17 protein-coding genes are annotated in these 15,956 nt (G+C 66.5%); 10 read left to right on the forward strand and 7 right to left on the reverse strand.

All coding sequences use genetic code 11. From position 1 onward, the window contains the following. Positions 1-72: 72 nt before the first annotated feature. From AC1DGI_RS09750 to AC1DGI_RS09770, 5 genes are all read left to right on the forward strand, one after another. A complete protein-coding gene (locus AC1DGI_RS09750; protein ID WP_476898641.1) occupies positions 73-1,101 on the forward strand; it encodes a DUF6454 family protein in 1,029 nt (342 codons plus the stop codon). Positions 1,102-1,218: 117 nt separating this feature from the next. Next, positions 1,219-2,973, forward strand: a complete 1,755-nt coding sequence (locus tag AC1DGI_RS09755) for a phospholipase C (RefSeq protein ID WP_476898642.1) — start codon at positions 1,219-1,221, stop codon at positions 2,971-2,973. 164 nt (positions 2,974-3,137) lie between these two features. Next, on the forward strand, positions 3,138-3,329 hold the full coding sequence (locus tag AC1DGI_RS09760; protein WP_441399487.1) for a three-helix bundle dimerization domain-containing protein: 192 nt from the start codon (positions 3,138-3,140) through the stop codon (positions 3,327-3,329). A 393-nt stretch (positions 3,330-3,722) separates the two neighbouring features. Next, positions 3,723-4,424 (forward strand): polysaccharide deacetylase family protein, encoded by a 702-nt coding sequence (locus AC1DGI_RS09765; protein WP_476898643.1) that lies wholly within the window; start codon positions 3,723-3,725, stop codon positions 4,422-4,424. A gap of 68 nt (positions 4,425-4,492) precedes the next feature. After that, on the forward strand, positions 4,493-6,325 hold the full coding sequence (locus tag AC1DGI_RS09770) for a putative bifunctional diguanylate cyclase/phosphodiesterase (protein ID WP_476898644.1): 1,833 nt from the start codon (positions 4,493-4,495) through the stop codon (positions 6,323-6,325). Here AC1DGI_RS09770 and AC1DGI_RS09775 read toward each other — a convergent pair. Next, positions 6,261-7,010, reverse strand: a complete 750-nt coding sequence (locus tag AC1DGI_RS09775) for an ABC transporter permease (RefSeq protein WP_476898645.1) — start codon at positions 7,008-7,010, stop codon at positions 6,261-6,263. The two genes, AC1DGI_RS09770 and AC1DGI_RS09775, sit on opposite strands and share 65 nt — an antisense overlap. A 172-nt stretch (positions 7,011-7,182) precedes the next feature. Between AC1DGI_RS09775 and AC1DGI_RS09780 the strand changes: the two genes are divergently transcribed. Both AC1DGI_RS09780 and AC1DGI_RS09785 read left to right on the forward strand, forming a co-directional pair. Then, positions 7,183-8,013, forward strand: coding sequence for an oxidoreductase (locus tag AC1DGI_RS09780; RefSeq protein ID WP_476898646.1), 831 nt, complete (start codon positions 7,183-7,185; stop codon positions 8,011-8,013). A 21-nt stretch (positions 8,014-8,034) separates the two neighbouring features. Further along, positions 8,035-8,889, forward strand: coding sequence for an aldo/keto reductase (locus tag AC1DGI_RS09785; protein WP_476898647.1), 855 nt, complete (start codon positions 8,035-8,037; stop codon positions 8,887-8,889). A 27-nt stretch (positions 8,890-8,916) separates the two neighbouring features. Here the strand turns inward: AC1DGI_RS09785 and AC1DGI_RS09790 are convergent, their stop codons facing one another. Together AC1DGI_RS09790 and AC1DGI_RS09795 are read right to left on the reverse strand one after the other, a co-directional pair. Further along, positions 8,917-10,104, reverse strand: coding sequence for an NAD(P)/FAD-dependent oxidoreductase (locus AC1DGI_RS09790; protein WP_476898648.1), 1,188 nt, complete (start codon positions 10,102-10,104; stop codon positions 8,917-8,919). A gap of 2 nt (positions 10,105-10,106) precedes the next feature. Further along, entirely contained in the window at positions 10,107-10,295 is a 189-nt protein-coding gene (locus AC1DGI_RS09795; protein WP_441399498.1) for a ferredoxin, read from the reverse strand. 174 nt (positions 10,296-10,469) lie between these two features. Here AC1DGI_RS09795 and AC1DGI_RS09800 point away from each other — a divergent pair, with 174 nt between their 5' ends. Then, on the forward strand, positions 10,470-11,444 hold the full coding sequence (locus tag AC1DGI_RS09800; RefSeq protein ID WP_476898649.1) for a LysR family transcriptional regulator: 975 nt from the start codon (positions 10,470-10,472) through the stop codon (positions 11,442-11,444). Between the two features lie 218 nt (positions 11,445-11,662). Further along, positions 11,663-11,866, forward strand: coding sequence for a hypothetical protein (locus AC1DGI_RS09805; RefSeq protein ID WP_476898650.1), 204 nt, complete (start codon positions 11,663-11,665; stop codon positions 11,864-11,866). Positions 11,867-11,961: 95 nt separating this feature from the next. Here the strand turns inward: AC1DGI_RS09805 and AC1DGI_RS09810 are convergent, their stop codons facing one another. From AC1DGI_RS09810 to AC1DGI_RS09825, 4 genes are all read right to left on the reverse strand, one after another. Beyond that, on the reverse strand, positions 11,962-12,939 hold the full coding sequence (locus tag AC1DGI_RS09810) for a diguanylate cyclase (protein ID WP_476898651.1): 978 nt from the start codon (positions 12,937-12,939) through the stop codon (positions 11,962-11,964). Next, complete coding sequence (locus AC1DGI_RS09815; protein WP_476898652.1) at positions 12,936-13,751, reverse strand: alpha/beta fold hydrolase; 816 nt, start codon at positions 13,749-13,751, stop codon at positions 12,936-12,938. Before AC1DGI_RS09815 ends, AC1DGI_RS09810 begins: the two co-directional genes overlap by 4 nt. Before the next feature lie 262 nt (positions 13,752-14,013). Then, complete coding sequence (locus AC1DGI_RS09820; RefSeq protein WP_441399505.1) at positions 14,014-14,358, reverse strand: DUF3846 domain-containing protein; 345 nt, start codon at positions 14,356-14,358, stop codon at positions 14,014-14,016. 142 nt (positions 14,359-14,500) lie between these two features. After that, on the reverse strand, positions 14,501-14,776 hold the full coding sequence (locus tag AC1DGI_RS09825) for a hypothetical protein (RefSeq protein WP_476898653.1): 276 nt from the start codon (positions 14,774-14,776) through the stop codon (positions 14,501-14,503). A 493-nt stretch (positions 14,777-15,269) separates the two neighbouring features. On the opposite strand from AC1DGI_RS09825, the gene AC1DGI_RS09830 reads away from it, so the two are divergent. After that, complete coding sequence (locus AC1DGI_RS09830; protein ID WP_441399507.1) at positions 15,270-15,875, forward strand: PadR family transcriptional regulator; 606 nt, start codon at positions 15,270-15,272, stop codon at positions 15,873-15,875. Positions 15,876-15,956: the final 81 nt, after the last annotated feature.

Raw genomic sequence — 15,956 nt, forward strand, 5'->3', positions numbered from 1 at the left:
TGAGGGGTTAATGACCAAAGAGTAATTTAGGGGAGTCCCGCAGAGATCCAACCCCTTTAAGAGGCTCCCCCCATGAGCGCTACTCGCACCCGAGGCATCCTTACGGCCGTCACAACTCTCGCCCTGGCCGCGTCCGTGATCGGCGGAACTGCCGCCGCGCAGGCCGCCAACAGCAATGTCCAACACCAGGACTCACACGCCGGTTCCGCTAGCCACAGCGACCCGGACACCACCCTGGCGGACGCGTTCAACCGCCTTGACCGGAACACGACCTGGCAGCAGACGTCGAAGCTGAAGCTGAACTTTCCGACCTTCCACACGGAAGGGATCGCTTACAGCCAAGACCACATCTTCCTCTCGGCCGTCCAGATCCTTGAACCGACCACCAAGTTCCCTTCCCCGCAGAACGGCTTTGACCGGACGCCGGGCAAGGGCATCGGCCACCTGTTTGTCATGGACAAGGCCGGCAAGCTCCAAAAGGACATCATCCTGGGCGAGGGCGACATGTACCACCCGGGCGGCATCGACTTCGACGGCACCAACGTCTGGGTTCCAGTGGCCCAGTACCGGCCAAACAGTAGCGCCATCATCTACCGCGTCGACGCGAACACCCTCAACGTGCACAAGCAGTTCGAAGTTCCGGACCACTTCGGCGGCATCGTGCTGGACAAGCAGACCGGCCACCTGGTCGGCAACACCTGGGGTTCGCGCCGCTTTGCGGAATGGGATCTTCAGGGCAAGCAGCTCTCCACCTGGGCGAACCCGAACTTCTTCATCGATTACCAGGACTGCCAATACGTGCCCAAGTCCAAGATGCTCTGCGGCGGCATCACCAACCTCCCGCAAACCCCTGCCGCCGGCGGAACCGGTGCCACCTATGAACTCGGCGGCATGGCCATGATGGACCTAAAGTCCCACACCGTGACCCGCGACGTTCCGTTCCAGCAGTGGTCCACCGCCGGGCATGTGGCCACCCGCAACCCCTTCAAAATGACCGCCGACGGCGACCACCTCACCATGAAGGTGGCGCCCGACAACGGCGACGAAGGCAACGGCACCGAAATCCTCACCTACGAAGCCACCGTAGCCCCGGCCAAGTAGGGCTGTCCGACGAGGACCGACCGCGAAACGGCGGCCTCCGGCCCTCCCTGGCGACCACACACCGAACACCTCCGGCTGGCATCAGCGCCACCCCGCATCGGAACGATTGGATACCCCATGTCTCATCCAGCTCAACGCCTCACCCGGCAGCGCGTCGCCGCCGCCACGGGGGCGGTAGCCCTTGGCGCCTCGGCGCTGACCGCAGGCCTGTTCGGCTTCGGCGCCTCCCCCGCCTCAGCCGGCGGCGATGACCACCACGGCACGGCGACGCCGATCCAGCACGTCGTCGTCATCTTCCAGGAGAACGTCTCCTTCGACCACTACTTCGCCACCTACCCGAAGGCCGCGAACATTCCCGGCGAAACCCAGCAGGGGTCGGGCACCAAAGCCGCGACGTTCACGGCGGCGAAGAACACGCCCAAGAAGATCGACACGCTGGCCTCCGCCGGCCTGCTGGCACCGAACAACCCCAACTCGGTCCAGCCCTCCCGGCTCACGCCGCAGCAGGCGGTCACCTGCGACCAGGACCACAACTACGGCGCCGAGCAGGAGGCTTACAACGGCGGCCTGATGAACAAGTTCGTCGAATTCACCAGCCGGGACGCCTGCGGCGCCAACCAGTACGGCCGCAACGGGCTGACCATGGATTACTACGACGGCAACACGGTCACCGGCATCTGGAACTACGCCCAGAACTACGCCATGAGCGACAACCACTACAGCACCGTCTTTGGCCCCTCCACCCCGGGTGCACTGAACCTGGTCTCCGGCCAGACCCACGGCGCCACCGAGTTCACCGCCGCCGGCCAGCCCGTGGCCACCCCCTCGGCCGGCAGCTACACCGTCCGCCAGCCGGACGCCACCGGCGTCGGCACGGTCATCAACGACCCGGACCCGGTCTACGACGACTGCTCGAACAGCAGCCACGCCAAGACCAACAACCTGGCCGGCATGAACGGCAAGAACATCGGCGACCTGCTCAACGCCAAGGGCACCTCGTGGGGCTGGTTCCAGGGCGGGTTTGCTCCCACCACCGCCGCGACCGGCACCGCCCCGGCGTCGTGCCTGTCCAGCCACACCAACGCCGCCGGCGCCTCCGTGGTGGACTACTCCCCGCACCACCAGCCGTTCCAGTACTACAAGTCCACGGCCAACCCGCACCACCTCGCCCCGGCCTCGGACGCGGAGATCGGCCACAACGGCCAGGCGAACCACCAATACGACCTGACCGACTTCAACAAGGTGGTCAACTCGGACAACATGCCGTCCGTCTCCTTCCTGAAGGCGGGCATGTCCCAGGACGGGCACGCCGCCTACTCCGACCCGATCGATGAGCAGAAGTTCATCACCGCCACGGTCAACCAGATCCAGAAGTCCAAGAACTGGGAAAACACCGCCGTCGTCCTCGCCTACGACGACTCGGACGGCTGGTACGACCACGCCGCCGCGAAGGTGAAGAACTCCTCCAACAGCGCCGACGACGCCGCCTGGTGCCAGAGCGCCGCCGCCAGCGGAGTGCCGATGGCCGGCGGCTACGCCGACCGCTGTGGCCCCGGCCCGCGCCAGCCGCTGGTGGTCATCTCCCCCTACGCGAAGAAGAACTTCGTGGACCACACCGAGACGGACCAGGCCTCGGTCCTGCGCTTCATCGAGGACAACTGGCACACCGGCCAGATCGGCGACGCCTCCGCCGACGCCTCAGCGGGCCCGCTGACCGCCATGTTCAACTTCAACAAGCAACGCACCGACAAGGTCCTGCTCAACGAACAAACCGGCGCCGTCGCCTCCATCACCAACGCCGGGGATAACCAGGACGGCAGCGACAATAACGACAGATCCGACCACCGAGGCGGCAGCAACTCCGGGAACTAAGCGCCGACCGAACGGCGGGCTGTCACCGTCAGTACGGCAGCACTCCAAGAAACGCCACCCGGCCAGCCGCCGGGTGGCGTTTCCGTGTAGCCGGACGGCATGCCGGTCGGCGGGACTAGCGCGAGACCTTGACCGGCGCGGGCGACCGACGCGACACTGGACTAGTGAACAGGGACGAGGAGTTGAAGGCGATCGGGACAGTGGTCGACCGGCTGGCGGAACGATTTCCGGAGGCCCCGCGCTCGAGCATCGAAGCTGCTGTGCGGGAAGAACACGAGTCACTGAACGAAGGCCGGATCCGGGACTTCGTACCGATTCTCGTTGAGCATGCCGCCAAGGCGCGCCTGTCCGGCTAGGCAGCCCGGTCATCAGCACCGATTGATACAGCGGGAGTCAACACGCCGTGAACTGCGCTTAGCGCGTCGGCGAATGCTGGGAAAAACTTCCTCAAACGGCCCGCAGAGGGCGCACCTGCCTGCCCGCGAACTCGTATCATTGTCAACGTATAGACGGTGGGCTCACGGCCGCCGGGCCGGGTCATCGGCAATCGGAAAGATCGGAACTTAGCTGTGGTGTGGACACCCGACCGGCGGTCGTTCCTTATGGTTGCGGCCGTCGCGGCACTGTCCGGCTGTTCCGCCGACCAGCGGATGACGGCATCGCCAGCGGATGCCCCGCCTGCCCCGGAACCTGCCGCAGCGCTACCGGTGGGTCACGCCGCACAGCCACAGCCCGTACAGCCACAGCCGGTGCCGACCCGGGACAAAATCACGAGTACCTACGCCGGCCGCAAAGCCAATTACTGGGGCACCGAGGCCCCCGGCGTGCTGACCCGGCTGCCACCAGGGGCGGCGGGCGTGGCCTTGACCATTGATTTTTGCGGCGGCTCCAGCGGAAATTCCGCCGATCTGGCGTTGCTGACGCTGCTGCGGCAGCAACACGTCCCGGCCACTTTGTTCCTGAATTCGAGATGGATCGCAGCCAACCAGTCCTTGGCCAAGGAGTTGGCTGGCGACCCGCTCTTCGAACTCGGCAACCACGGCACTTCGCATGCCGCGCTTTCCGTCAGCGGCAAGAGCGCATACGGCATCCCGGGCACCAGAAACCCGGGTGAGGTGTTCGACGAAATCATGACCAACGACGCCCGCCTAACCGAGTTGACCGGCCAGCGCGCCCACTACTTCAGGCCCGGCACCGCCCACCTGGACGAGGTCTCGGCCGAGATTGTCCGCGCATTGGGGCTGGTTCCAACCGGGTTTAGCATCAACGGCGACGGCGGCGCCACCTTTCCGGCAGCCACGGTCGTCAACGAGGTCTCCCGGGCACGGTCAGGAGACATCGTCATCATCCACGGCAACCACCCGTCCGGCGGCACCACGCCGGGCCTTGTGCGTTCGCTGGGCGCGCTGAGGGACAGCGGCCAGAAATTTGTCGCACTGCCCAGCGCCTGACCCGCGGCAGTCCGCAACAATGGCCCCGAATTCATGATCTGTTTACATTTCTCGGGTATCCAGAAGCGGTGACCACTGATTCCGGTAAATCCCGCCGGCCTCCGCGCGCCTCGGCGCCCACCCTCGGCGACCTAGGTCAAGGCGCCCTCGTTGTGCCCGGAAAGACCCCTGCCCGTGAAATTGAGGCGCTCTTTCGTGAAGACCGCACGCTGCGGGGCATTGCTATTGACGTGGACGGATCGTTGTCCCTGCTGACCCGGGACCAGCTTGATCACGAGATGACGGGACGGCTGGGCTACGGCAGGGCCCTCAACGCCCGGGGGTACGCGGCCGCCTTGTTGCCGTTGCACGGATCCGTTTTGCACCCGTCCCTGGATCTTCACGCCGCGTCGGCCGCGGTGCTGAACCGGCCCGAGGCGAACCGGTACCAGGATCTGCTGGTGCTCGCAGCCAACGGCCCGCGCATCGTTCCCGTGTCCGAGGTCTTCGAGGGCCTGTCCGATGTGTTCCGCCACGCCGCACTGCACGACCCGCTGACCGGGCTGGCGAACAGAAGACAGCTCGAGGAGCGCGGTCCGTCGCTGATGGGCGGCCCGGGCTCACTCCCGGCGGGCCTGCTGTACGTGGATCTGGATGATTTCAAAATCGCCAACGACACCTTTGGGCACCGGGCCGGGGACGCGGCGCTGGGCTCGTTTGCGGCCCGCCTCGAGGCCTGTACCCGGGGGTCTGATCTGGTGGCCAGGCTGGGCGGTGACGAATTTGCCCTGCTGCTGGTCGAGGTCGACGAACCCATGGCCCGGTCGATTGCCTACCGGGTCCTGCGGTCGCTCGAAGACCCGTTCATCCACGAAGGGCATGAGTTCCGGCTGACGGCCACCCTCGGCCTGGCCATGTCATCCGACGTCGATTCAGCGGACCCGGCTGAACGGTTGGAGCACCTGATCCGCCAGGCCGACGCCGCCATGCTGCAGGCCAAGCTTGAGGGAAAGGACCGTTTGGGCCGCATTGATCCCTTCCGGCCGGTTACCCGGTTCGCCCGCCAGGCCCTCATCCGCCGTCGACTCCCCTATGCCCTTTCCAGCGATGGCTTCAGCCTGCACTACCAACCCCTGATGGACATCGCCACCGGCGCCTGCCCCGGGGTGGAGGCCCTTCTGCGGTGGCACGACGCTGAACTCGGGACGGTTTCGCCAGACGAGTTTATCCGGGTGGCCGAACACACCGGCGATATCCATGCGATCGGACGATGGGTCATGGACGAAGCCTGCGCCCAAGCCCGGCTATGGGCGGACGCGGGTATCCCGCGGGCCGTTTCGGTTAACATTTCGTCGCTACAACTGGCGGCAGGAAGCCTGATTGAGGATCTCCAGGCAGCCCTGCGGAGGCATGGCGTACCGGCGTCGTTGTTGAACATCGAGATCACCGAGACCGCCGCGATCGTGGACCTCCACGCCGCCACGGAGCAGCTCCGGGCCCTGATTGGCTCGGGAATAGGGGTGGCCCTGGACGACTACGGCACCGCGTATTCGTCCCTGGCGATGCTGCGCGACCTGCCACTCACCGGGCTGAAGCTCGACAAGTCCTTTATCGACGCCATTGACACTGACCCGACCTCCGCCATTCTCGTCGCCGGGGTCATCACCCCGGCCAAGGCCCTCGGCCTGAAGACGACCGCCGAGGGAGTTGAACGGGAAGCCCAGCTGGCCGTGCTGCGCGAACTGGGCTGCGACACGGCGCAGGGCTACCTGATCTCGCGTCCTTTACCCGCGGAGGAGTTGGACAAGGCACGGACTGCCGCCGAAACCGCGCCCCTGTATACGGCCGACGTCGAAGCTAACCCAGCGGAACGGGGCGGGTGCGCACCGGCGCCAGGAAGCCGACCACAACGACTGCGGTAATTGAACCGGCCGCCATGATGGACGCCAGCACCACAATCTGGAACAGGCCGGCGGCGATCGGCGAGATTCCACCAAAAATCGCACCCACGAAGGCGCCCGGCAGGGTGACCAATCCCGTCGTCCTGGTCTGGTCCGTGGACGGGATCAGCGCTGAACGAACGGCAGAGCGCGCCAGTTCGGTGGTGGATTGCCGGGGCGTTGCTCCCAGCGCCAGCCACCCCTCCACCTCATCCCACCGGGCGTCGACCGTTTCGTTGAAGTGCCGGCCGGCGAGCGTGGCAATGCTCATCGCGTTGCCGATGACGATTCCGCCGAGCGCCAGGGCGTAGCGGGGGGTCAGTTCCACGGCCCCGGTGGCAAAGACGATCGTCAGCGTCACTAGGACGCCCGTCGCCATCGCCGCGCTGACTTGTCCATAGCTCTGCCAGTCCTTGCCAAGGCGCCGGCCGGCTGTGGCCGCGGCGACGGTGAACATCACCAGCAAGGCGACGGCCACCCAGAGCGGGTTGGTGATGATGCCGCTGAGGATCAGGCTGATGGCGGCCAGCTGCACAGTCCCCCGAAGGATGGCCCAGGCGGGGGCGAAGCGCCGGGGCACCCGGTAGAGTGCCAGCACTCCGAGGGTCAGCGCCAGCAGCAGCCCGACGCCTATCAGGGTGGCGGCAAGGTCACCGGGGCTGGTCATGCTGCCAGCCTAGTGGACGGCGGGAGAGGGGTAAGGCGCCGCCACCCGGCTCACGCGGCGCCGTGCTCCTGGTTCTGCGAATACCTCTACCGCAGGCCCTCCCGGCCGGGGCTCTTCTCGTGTTGGATGGGTACCAAGCCCACCCACGGGCATCACGCGAAAGGAAGCCCTCATGGCAACATGGCTGATCACAGGATGCTCCACCGGACTCGGCCGGGCGCTTGCCCAGGCAGTACTGGCACACGGCCACAACGCCGTTATCACCGCACGAAACGTCAGCACGCTGCAGGACATCGCGGCCGCCTTCCCCGATACCGCGCTGGCCCTCCCCCTCGACGTCACCGACCGGGAACAGATCAGCTCGGCAGTGCAGCAGGCCCGGACACGCTTTGGCGGCGTCGATGTTCTGGTGAACAACGCCGGCTACGGCTACCGCGCCGCGGTGGAGGAAGCTGACGACGCCGACATCCGACGGTTGTTCGACACCAACGTTTTCGGCGCCGTCGACATGATCAAGGCCGTCCTCCCGGACATGCGTGCCAGGAAGGCGGGGTCCATCCTGAACATCTCCTCCATCGGAGCGCGCATCAAGGCGGCGGGTTCCGGCTACTACTCCGCCACCAAGGCTGCCCTGGAAGGCATTTCCGGATCGCTCCGAAACGAACTCCAGCCGCTCGGCATCCACGTCACGGTCATTGAGCCCGGCGCGTTCCGGACCGACTTCGCCGGCCGCTCGCTAACCCAATCGGCGACGGCGATCGGGGACTATGCGGAGACGGCCGGGAAACGCCGCAAGGAGAACGACACCGTCCACGGCACGCAGCAGGGCGATCCGGCCAAAGCCGCGGAGGCCATCCTGGCGGTCGCCGAAAGCGCGGACCCGCCGGCCCTGCTGGTTCTCGGTGAGGACGCCTTCAATGCCTTCGGCGCCGTCGCCCAGGCCGAACGCGCGGACCTGGACCGGTGGCGCGACCTCAGCCTCAGCACGGCAATCGGAAACTAAAGCTTCGTCGGAAGGAACCCCATGCACCACGTGACCTTGAACAACGGCGTCCAGATGCCGATCCTTGGCTTCGGCGTCTACCAGATCCCCGCCGAGGAAACCCAAGCCGCCGCGGAAGCGGCCCTCGCCGCGGGATACCGCCACCTGGACACGGCGGCCGCGTATGGCAACGAGGAGGCGGTGGGTGCCGCGATCAAGTCCAGCGGCCTCCCCCGCGGGGAACTCTTCGTCACCACCAAGCTGTGGATCCAGCACGCCCCGGCCGGCAGCGTCCAGGACGACACCAAGCGTGCCTTTGCCGACTCGCTCCGCCGGCTCGGGATGGACTACCTCGACCTGTACCTGATCCACCAGCCGCTCGGCGACTACTACAGCGAGTGGCGGGCCATGCAGGACATCAACAAGGAAGGCCTGGCCCGCGCCATCGGCGTGTCCAACTTCTACCCGGACCGGCTGGTCGACCTCATCGACCACAACGAGATCGTGCCGGCCGTGAACCAGATCGAGACCCACCCCTTCTTCCAGCGCGCCGCCGACCAGGCACTGATGCGCGAACGGGGCGTGCAGATCGAATCCTGGGGCCCGCTCGCCGAAGGCAGGAACAACCTGTTCACCGATCCGGTCCTCAGTGCCATCGCCGAAGCCCACGGCAAGTCGGTGGCGCAGGTGGTGCTCCGCTGGCTCATCCAGCGCGAAGTGGTCGTCATCCCCAAATCCGTACGTCCCGAGCGGATGGCAGAGAACCTGGCCGTCTTCGACTTCACCCTCACCGACGAGCAGATGAACCAGATCGCCACCCTGGACACGGGCGCCAGCGTCTTCTTCGACCACCGCGACCCCGCCATGGTGAGCCGGCTGGGCGGACACCGGGCCTGACCCGGCCGCCGCCCGTCAGTGGCGGCCTTACGCGGCGGGCGATGCGACCTCGGGGGCGGCTTCGCTCAGGCGCCGCAGCTTGGGAATGGGGATCCGCTTGTTGATGGCGACGGCCGTGCCGCTCCCGTCGGCATGGGACCAGCGCATGAGGGAGGGCCCGTCCTGCGGATCGCCGTCGAGGTAATCGGGGGCGCCGGCCAGGGGCAGGAACCCGCTCGCCTTGAGGCCGAGACCGAACTGCTCGGTCCAGAAGTAAGGCTTGAAGTCGAGCGCCGGGGCGCCGTCACCGCCCAGCAGTGCCAGCGCCGCGGTCTTGCTCTGCTCGATGGCGCTGGTCCACAGCGGAACCCGCTGGATGCCCCGGGCCGTCGGGAACACTGCCACGTCTCCGGCGGCGATGATGTCCGGCCGGACCCGCCCGCGGGAGTCCACTTCGAGCCGGCCGCCGGTCAGGAGTCCGCTGGAGGCCAGCCACTCGGTGTTGGGGATATCCCCGACAGCGCTGATCACCAGTTCGGCTTCGATGCGGGACCCATCGGCGAGTGCCACCACCGTCGGCGCGGCGGCCACACCCCGGCCGGGGCTGCGCAGTTCGACCGCGGGGGACGGCGCGAGCTTGAGTCCGTGGCCGACAGCAGCGGCCAGGAAGACACCGGACAGGTAGGGCCCCAGCTGTTTGGTCAGGGGGCGGGCCTGCGACACGAGGGTCACGCCGCAGCCCACGGAAAGGCAGCCGGAGGCGATCTCCATCCCCAGAGCTCCCCCGCCGATAACGACGACGGACGGCTGATTCGCGAGCCGGCGGCGCAGCGCCAGCGCATCCTCGAGGGTGCGGAGGGTGAGCTCGCCGTCGTGGTTCCCCGGGTGTTCGGCCATGCTGAGGCGGCGGGCCCGGGAGCCGGTGGCGATGACCAGGCCGTCGAACGGAAGGCCGGTGCCGTCGTCGAGGTGCAACACCTTCTTCTCGGCATCGAGCCGCGCCGCAGCCACGCCCAGGATCTCGTGGGCCTCGTGGGTGGCGGCGGGTAGCTGATGGGAGGTCATGTCACCGGAGTCCAGCAGCGCGGCCTTCGACAGGGCGGGCCGGCTGTACGGCGCGTGGTGCTCATCGCCCACCACGGTCAGTTCGCCATCGAAGCCGGCTGCCCGCAGCGAGTCGCTCGCGGTAAGTCCGGCGATGCCATTCCCGACGACGACGATGCGTTTCAGTCCCATGGTCAGGCCAGCCGAAGCGCGGCAACGGGGCAGACGCGGACCGCGGCCTTCGCCGGGTCAAGGAGGGCCACGTCCACCGTCTCGATGTCCAGCACCAGTTCGCCCTCGCCGTCCAGGTGCATCAACTGCGGGGCGACTTCCTCGCACAGGCCGTGGCCTTCGCAGCGCGGTCGGTCGAGGACGATCTTCATGGCTTTCTCCTTTGAAAAACAGTGGTGCCGGTCACAACCGGCGGTGTTTCGAGTGTCCCAGTCGCCGGGACTGTCGACAAATGAATACTTCTTATCCTTGGCATGCACAGTGTGAATGAACCAATAGAATGGGCCCAGCGCCGACTGGTCGGCGAGCGACAGATGAGGGGTGCAATGGCAACGACGCCGGGGAGTTCCGAGACCGACGGCGAGCTGGCCCGACTGGCCTCAGTGGACCTGAACCTGCTGGTGCCGCTGCTGGCGCTGTTGGAAGAGCAGTCCGTAACCCACGCTGCCGGCAAGATCGGCCTGTCGCAGCCGGCCATGAGCCACGCGCTGACGCGGATGCGGCGTCTGCTCGGCGACGAACTTTTGGTCCGGCAGGGCCGCGGAATGGTCCTGACGCCGCGGGCGGCCGAACTGATGCCCGCGTTGCGTCAGACGCTCACGCAGGCGGCCAGGCTGGTCAATGCCGCCCCTTTTGACCCGGCCAGCGACGGCCGCTTGATCACGGTGGCGATGACCAACAGCACCGCCTTTGTCATTGGCAGCAACATCACCCGGCTGCTGGCGGAGCGAGCGCCCAACACGATCCTGCGGCTGCGCACCACGTCGTCGGCGACTGTCGGCGTGTTCGCGGAGGACGCGGCGGACGTCCTGCTGCTTCCCGAAACCTTTGCCGCCCCGTACCCGCGTGAGCGCCTCTACGACGACCGCTGGGCGGTGGTCACCTCCTGGGACTCGCCACGCGAGGCCACTGCGCTGGAGCTACTGGAGACCGTGCCCCACGTGGTCCTGGACGCGTCCCCGGAACGCATGCGGCCCTACGAGATCCTGGACGAACGCAAGGTGCCGTACACGATCCGGCAGCGGGTGTCCGACTACCTGTTCATCCCGCACCTGATCGCCCAGGCCGGCGGCGTTGCGGTGCACCGGTATCAGGTGGGACTGGCCTTCGAGGGCCGCTTCGACCTGCGGATGGAGGAGTTCCCGTTCCCGATCCAGACCCTCGGGATCGACATGGTCTGGAACCCATGGCTCGCCGAGGACCCGTTCAAGGACTGGCTGCGTGACATTCTGATCGAAGCCGCGGTGCCCTTGCGCGCCCGGTACGGCCCGATCCAGGACCCCTTCCGGCCGCCGGCCTGAGCCATGGCCGGAGCCCGTGTGGACGCTCACCGGGGGCGTGCCGTCGTCACCATCGACGTCTGAGTCCGGGTGCCGCCGGGGGCGGCTGTGATGAGTCTCACCCGCAATATTCGCCATCTGGCTTGAGCACCCCCCGCGACGCTGTGCATCATAAAAAGGCAGGAAGGGCATCGACGCCCCCTGCCGGACACCCCGGAATGACGAAGGAACACTAAACAATGACGTTTGAATCTGCCCACACTGTCACCCACAAGCTCTGGGACCACTCCACGATGCACCACGAGCTTGACGCCCTGGTCCACGACCTTTCGGTCCGGCACAACACCGCGAAGTCCAACATCGCGGTCCACGCCACCGGCGCCAACACCTTTACGCTCAGCCTGAACCAGGGCGCGGCCAACCTGGATTCGGCCTCCGCTTAGCAGCACGGTCACCAGCAACACCACGACGACGGCGGGAGCTTCCCGCCGTCGTCGTCGCGTTTCCGGAAGATCAGCGGAGGGTCAGCGGAAGCGGGTCAGCACAGGCCGGCCAACGGGGCGCCGTGCATTTCGGACTTCACCCGGTACATGTCCTGGTCGGCGGCAAACAGCAGGGCCTTGGCCAATTCCGGATAGTCGTCCGCCTCGGCATCGGCCGGCACGGCCGTCTCCGCCAGGCCCACGGACATGCCCAGCCGCAGTTCGGCCTCAGCGACGGTGACAGCACCGGCAAGGCAGTCCCGGACCCGGCCGGCCACCGCCTCCAGCTCCTCCGAGTGCGCCAGCCATGGGATCAGGACCACGAATTCGTCCCCGCTGTACCGCGCCACCAGGTCGTCGCCGCGCACCGCCGCGGCCAGCATCCGCGCTACGTGCTCCAGGACTTCGTCCCCGGCCGCGTGGCCCAGGGTGTCGTTCACCTGCTTGAAGTTGTTGACGTCGCAGAACAGCAGGCCCACCCGGTGCCGCTGTCCAGCGGCGCGGGCGAGCGCGGCCAGCAGGCTCGCTTGCAGCTGCCGCCGGTTTGGCAGTCCGGTCAACGGATCATGCAGTGCCCGGTGGCGCGCTTCCTGCAGCAGCACCGTGCGCTCCGCCTCGGCGTCCTCGAGCTTCCGGTAGGCGCCGGCCAGTTCGCGCTCGTAACGACGCCGCTCGGGGGCGGCGAAGAAGATCATCAGGTCCCGCGGCTCCGGGCCGTCCAGGGTGCGGGTAATCGAGAGCAGCACCGGCTGCCGCTGGCCGTCCGGCCCCAGCAATTCGAGCGAGAGTTCGGCGAGGTGGCCGTCGCGTTCCAGCTTCGGCCCGGCGTGGGTGCGGAACATCAGCCGATCGCCGGCCGGCATGAGGTCCAGCACGCGCGCGCCGTCGAGGGCCCCGGCGTCGGCCCCGGTCCAGGCGCAAATCGTGGCGTTCGCGGCCAGGATGGTGCCATCGGTGCCGGCCACAATGTAGCCTGCCGGCGCCCGGTGGAAGAGTTGCCCGTAGTCGAGGGCTTCGGTGGCCGCCTGGCTCACGGCTGCTTAAGGAATTCGAGGATGACGGTGGCGGTTTCCTCCGGCGCGCTACTTTGCGGGAAGTGGCCGGTGGCCGCGAGCCGGACCAGCGTGCCAGCCGGGAGCTCCTCGTGCAGGTAGGTGCCCACATGGTCCGGCGTGACGACGTCGTCGGTGCTTTGCAGGACCAGCACGGGGAGGGTGACGTCGGCGAGCAGGTGCCGCACGTCGGACAGGAAGGCGACCCGGGCGAAGTCGCGGGCAACGCGGGGGCTGATCCGGCCGAAGCTACCTTGGATTTCATGCTCGAGTTCGGGCGCGTGCGGCGTATTCATGTAGACCGGGGCCATCGACTCGGCCCAGACGACGTAGTTGGCGTCCAGGGATTCGAAGACGTCGTCGAGGTCCTCCCGGCTGAACCCGCCCACGTAGCCGTCCTCGGGGTGGTCCAGGTAGCTGGGGGACGCGGTCAGCAGGATCAGGCGGCCGAAGCGGCGGCCGTCATCCCGGACGGCGGCGCTGACGGCCATCATGGCTCCGACGCTGTGGCCGATGAGGGTGGCGCCTTCCAGGCCGAGTTCGGCGCAGACGTCCATCAGGTCATCGACGTAGGTGTCCAGGCTGGAGTAGGCGGCCGAATCATAGGCTGACTGGTCTGACCCGCCGGAGCCGACGTGGTCCAGCAGGACCACGCGGTAACGGTCCGTGAACCAGGGCAGGATCCTTACCCACATGCTCTGGTCGGTGCCGAAGCCGTGCGCGAACACCAGGACCGGGCCGTCTTCCGGCCCGTACACGTGAACGTTGTTCCGCGCTGCTGCCCCAGTGCTCATCTGCCAACCCAATCCCTTTAACTCAGCCGTTCGAAACCTGCCGATCGAGCCCGACGGCGGTCCCGCGCCTGCGCGCTTGGCCGCCGGTCCGGTGCGACAGCGCTTTGCGCTGGTGATTCCTGTTCACGCTGCGCTCGGGACAAGGCCGTGGCAGCACGACATTCGACTGGTTGGCTCCATATTAGCCCGGCGAAACCCTGTGGCCGGTGAGGCATTGCCGCAGGTCACACGGTGGATTTAACGGCCAGGTCCGCCCTTGGTCTTAGGCTGCCAGCGGCAGATCGAAAAGCTGTTCGGCCAGCCGGATGAGGTGGACGGGAGCGTGGGCTTCTTCCCCCCGGGGCCCATGGCCAAGGAACACCGCCGTGCCGTTGACGGTGTCATCCAGAGCGACGCCTGCCTCGCGGAGAAGGACCTCGGCCCGGTCATTCTGCGGCAGGCGGTATCCCTCGTCGTTCAGATAGGCATGCCAGTTCCTGCCGGAGATGGACTCGATGTTCCCGGCCACCAGTTCCTGCAGGCTGAGCACCGCGGTGTCCACGCATTCGATGCGCACGCGTTGAGTGAGTCGGGCCGGAACGATCAAAGCGTTGTAGCTGGTGTTCATGGTTCTTATCCTTGTGACTGAAACGAAGGGCTCGCGGTTCCAGGGGTGCACGTCAGGAGTGGTGCGTCAGGAATGGTGCTGCAGAAGGGGTGCGGGCGGCCGACGGGGCTAGGAGTCTCGCATCTGGCCGCCCGCGGCTTGTTTAGCGCTGGTTTTTGCGCGGCTTTGCGAACAGGCTATCGCTGGATTCGCTTCTAGCCTTTTTTTCGGCCCGCTTTTCGAGAATCGTCTTTCCCGTTTTTTTGGCACTACCGCTCTTAGGCGACTTACCGGACAACAGAATCACACCTTTCTGTGCTTGCGTGTACCCAATACCATACACACTTATATTTTTTATGCCAGTTTCCGAAAAAGACAACCATAAAAGCGTGAGAAGTGCGCGATGCCGCAGCGGCGTCCGCGGCGCGTCGGGCCTCATCTCCGCTCCTTGGCGGCTCATGGGCCGTGTCACAGCCGTTGCGTCCGGGCTCGGTTCGCGGGTAGACCCGAATCGGAAGCGTTTCACGCCGCCACCAATAATGTAACGAAGAGAGCCGGCATAAGTTACCTCTGGATTTGCGGGAAACAAATTAATTTGTTGATCCCGGCACCAGACTTTGCCCTCGAAGCCTCACGCCAAGTCGACAAAAGGCGCGTCTTGTAGAACTTCCGGTGCACAGAACTCGGAAGGGTGGTTGTAAATTCGGCCGCGGTTCGGAAAATTGACTATTACTTTTGACTGCACAGCGACAGGACCACGCCGTGCGGCGGACCGTCCACGCCAGGAACCGACCGTACGCCCGCGCACCGGCGTCGCGCAGGCGGGTTCACAAGACCCTTGACCGCCGATACTCACCGATACATCGTTAAGTATCGCCGAAGGATCGGTGATCATCAGAGCAACGCAATCAATCCGGAAGGACGATGCCGTTATGAAAGGCATTCACGACGATAAATTCACAGAGGGCGGACCCGCCCTGGGACGGTTCGGCCGCGGCCGGGGTCGCCGCGGACCCCACGGACACGGCGGCTTCGGCGGAGGCCGCGGATTTGGGCCCGGTTTCGGCCCGGGCTTCGGTCCAGGATTTGGCCCGGGCGGCCCACGCCGGGCCAACAGGGGCGACGTCCGCTCGGCGATTCTGTCCCTCCTGGCCGAAGCACCGTCCAACGGCTACGGCCTGATCAAGACCATCGCCGAAAGGACATCCGGTGCCTGGCGGCCGAGCCCGGGCTCCGTGTACCCCACGCTCCAGCAGCTCGTAGATGAGGAACTCATCGCGCCTGTCGGCGACGGCCGCCGCACGGAGTTCACGCTCACCGACGCGGGCAAGGCCTACGTGACCGAGCACGCCGAAGAGCTGGAAAACGCCTGGAACACGGACCCCCAGGGATCCGGCCCGGCGTTTCATCAGAGCGTGGGCAAACTGATGGGCGTCATCCACCAGTTCCGCTTCTCGGCAACGGAGGAACAACGCACGGCCGCGATGGAAAAGATCGATGAAACCCGCCGCGCGCTCTACCACATCCTCGCTGACTAACGGGGGTCGCCGTCAGCCAACGGCGACCTCTTCCGCGACCGCAAGGTCCTGCAGGCTCGGAGCCTGCGCCACGTTGCGCCC

The organism is Arthrobacter sp. 05N428_2, from assembly GCF_056397065.1.

Coding starts and splice junctions, on each gene's coding strand:
- AC1DGI_RS09750 (WP_476898641.1), top strand. CDS start 73: ATGAGCGCTACTCGCACCCGAGGCATCCTTACGGCCGTCACAACTCTC.
- AC1DGI_RS09755 (WP_476898642.1), top strand. CDS start 1,219: ATGTCTCATCCAGCTCAACGCCTCACCCGGCAGCGCGTCGCCGCCGCC.
- AC1DGI_RS09775 (WP_476898645.1), bottom strand. CDS start 7,010: ATGACCAGCCCCGGTGACCTTGCCGCCACCCTGATAGGCGTCGGGCTG.
- AC1DGI_RS09780 (WP_476898646.1), top strand. CDS start 7,183: ATGGCAACATGGCTGATCACAGGATGCTCCACCGGACTCGGCCGGGCG.
- AC1DGI_RS09785 (WP_476898647.1), top strand. CDS start 8,035: ATGCACCACGTGACCTTGAACAACGGCGTCCAGATGCCGATCCTTGGC.
- AC1DGI_RS09790 (WP_476898648.1), bottom strand. CDS start 10,104: ATGGGACTGAAACGCATCGTCGTCGTCGGGAATGGCATCGCCGGACTT.
- AC1DGI_RS09795 (WP_441399498.1), bottom strand. CDS start 10,295: ATGAAGATCGTCCTCGACCGACCGCGCTGCGAAGGCCACGGCCTGTGC.
- AC1DGI_RS09800 (WP_476898649.1), top strand. CDS start 10,470: ATGGCAACGACGCCGGGGAGTTCCGAGACCGACGGCGAGCTGGCCCGA.
- AC1DGI_RS09805 (WP_476898650.1), top strand. CDS start 11,663: ATGACGTTTGAATCTGCCCACACTGTCACCCACAAGCTCTGGGACCAC.
- AC1DGI_RS09815 (WP_476898652.1), bottom strand. CDS start 13,751: ATGAGCACTGGGGCAGCAGCGCGGAACAACGTTCACGTGTACGGGCCG.
- AC1DGI_RS09820 (WP_441399505.1), bottom strand. CDS start 14,358: ATGAACACCAGCTACAACGCTTTGATCGTTCCGGCCCGACTCACTCAA.
- AC1DGI_RS09825 (WP_476898653.1), bottom strand. CDS start 14,776: ATGAGGCCCGACGCGCCGCGGACGCCGCTGCGGCATCGCGCACTTCTC.
- AC1DGI_RS09830 (WP_441399507.1), top strand. CDS start 15,270: ATGAAAGGCATTCACGACGATAAATTCACAGAGGGCGGACCCGCCCTG.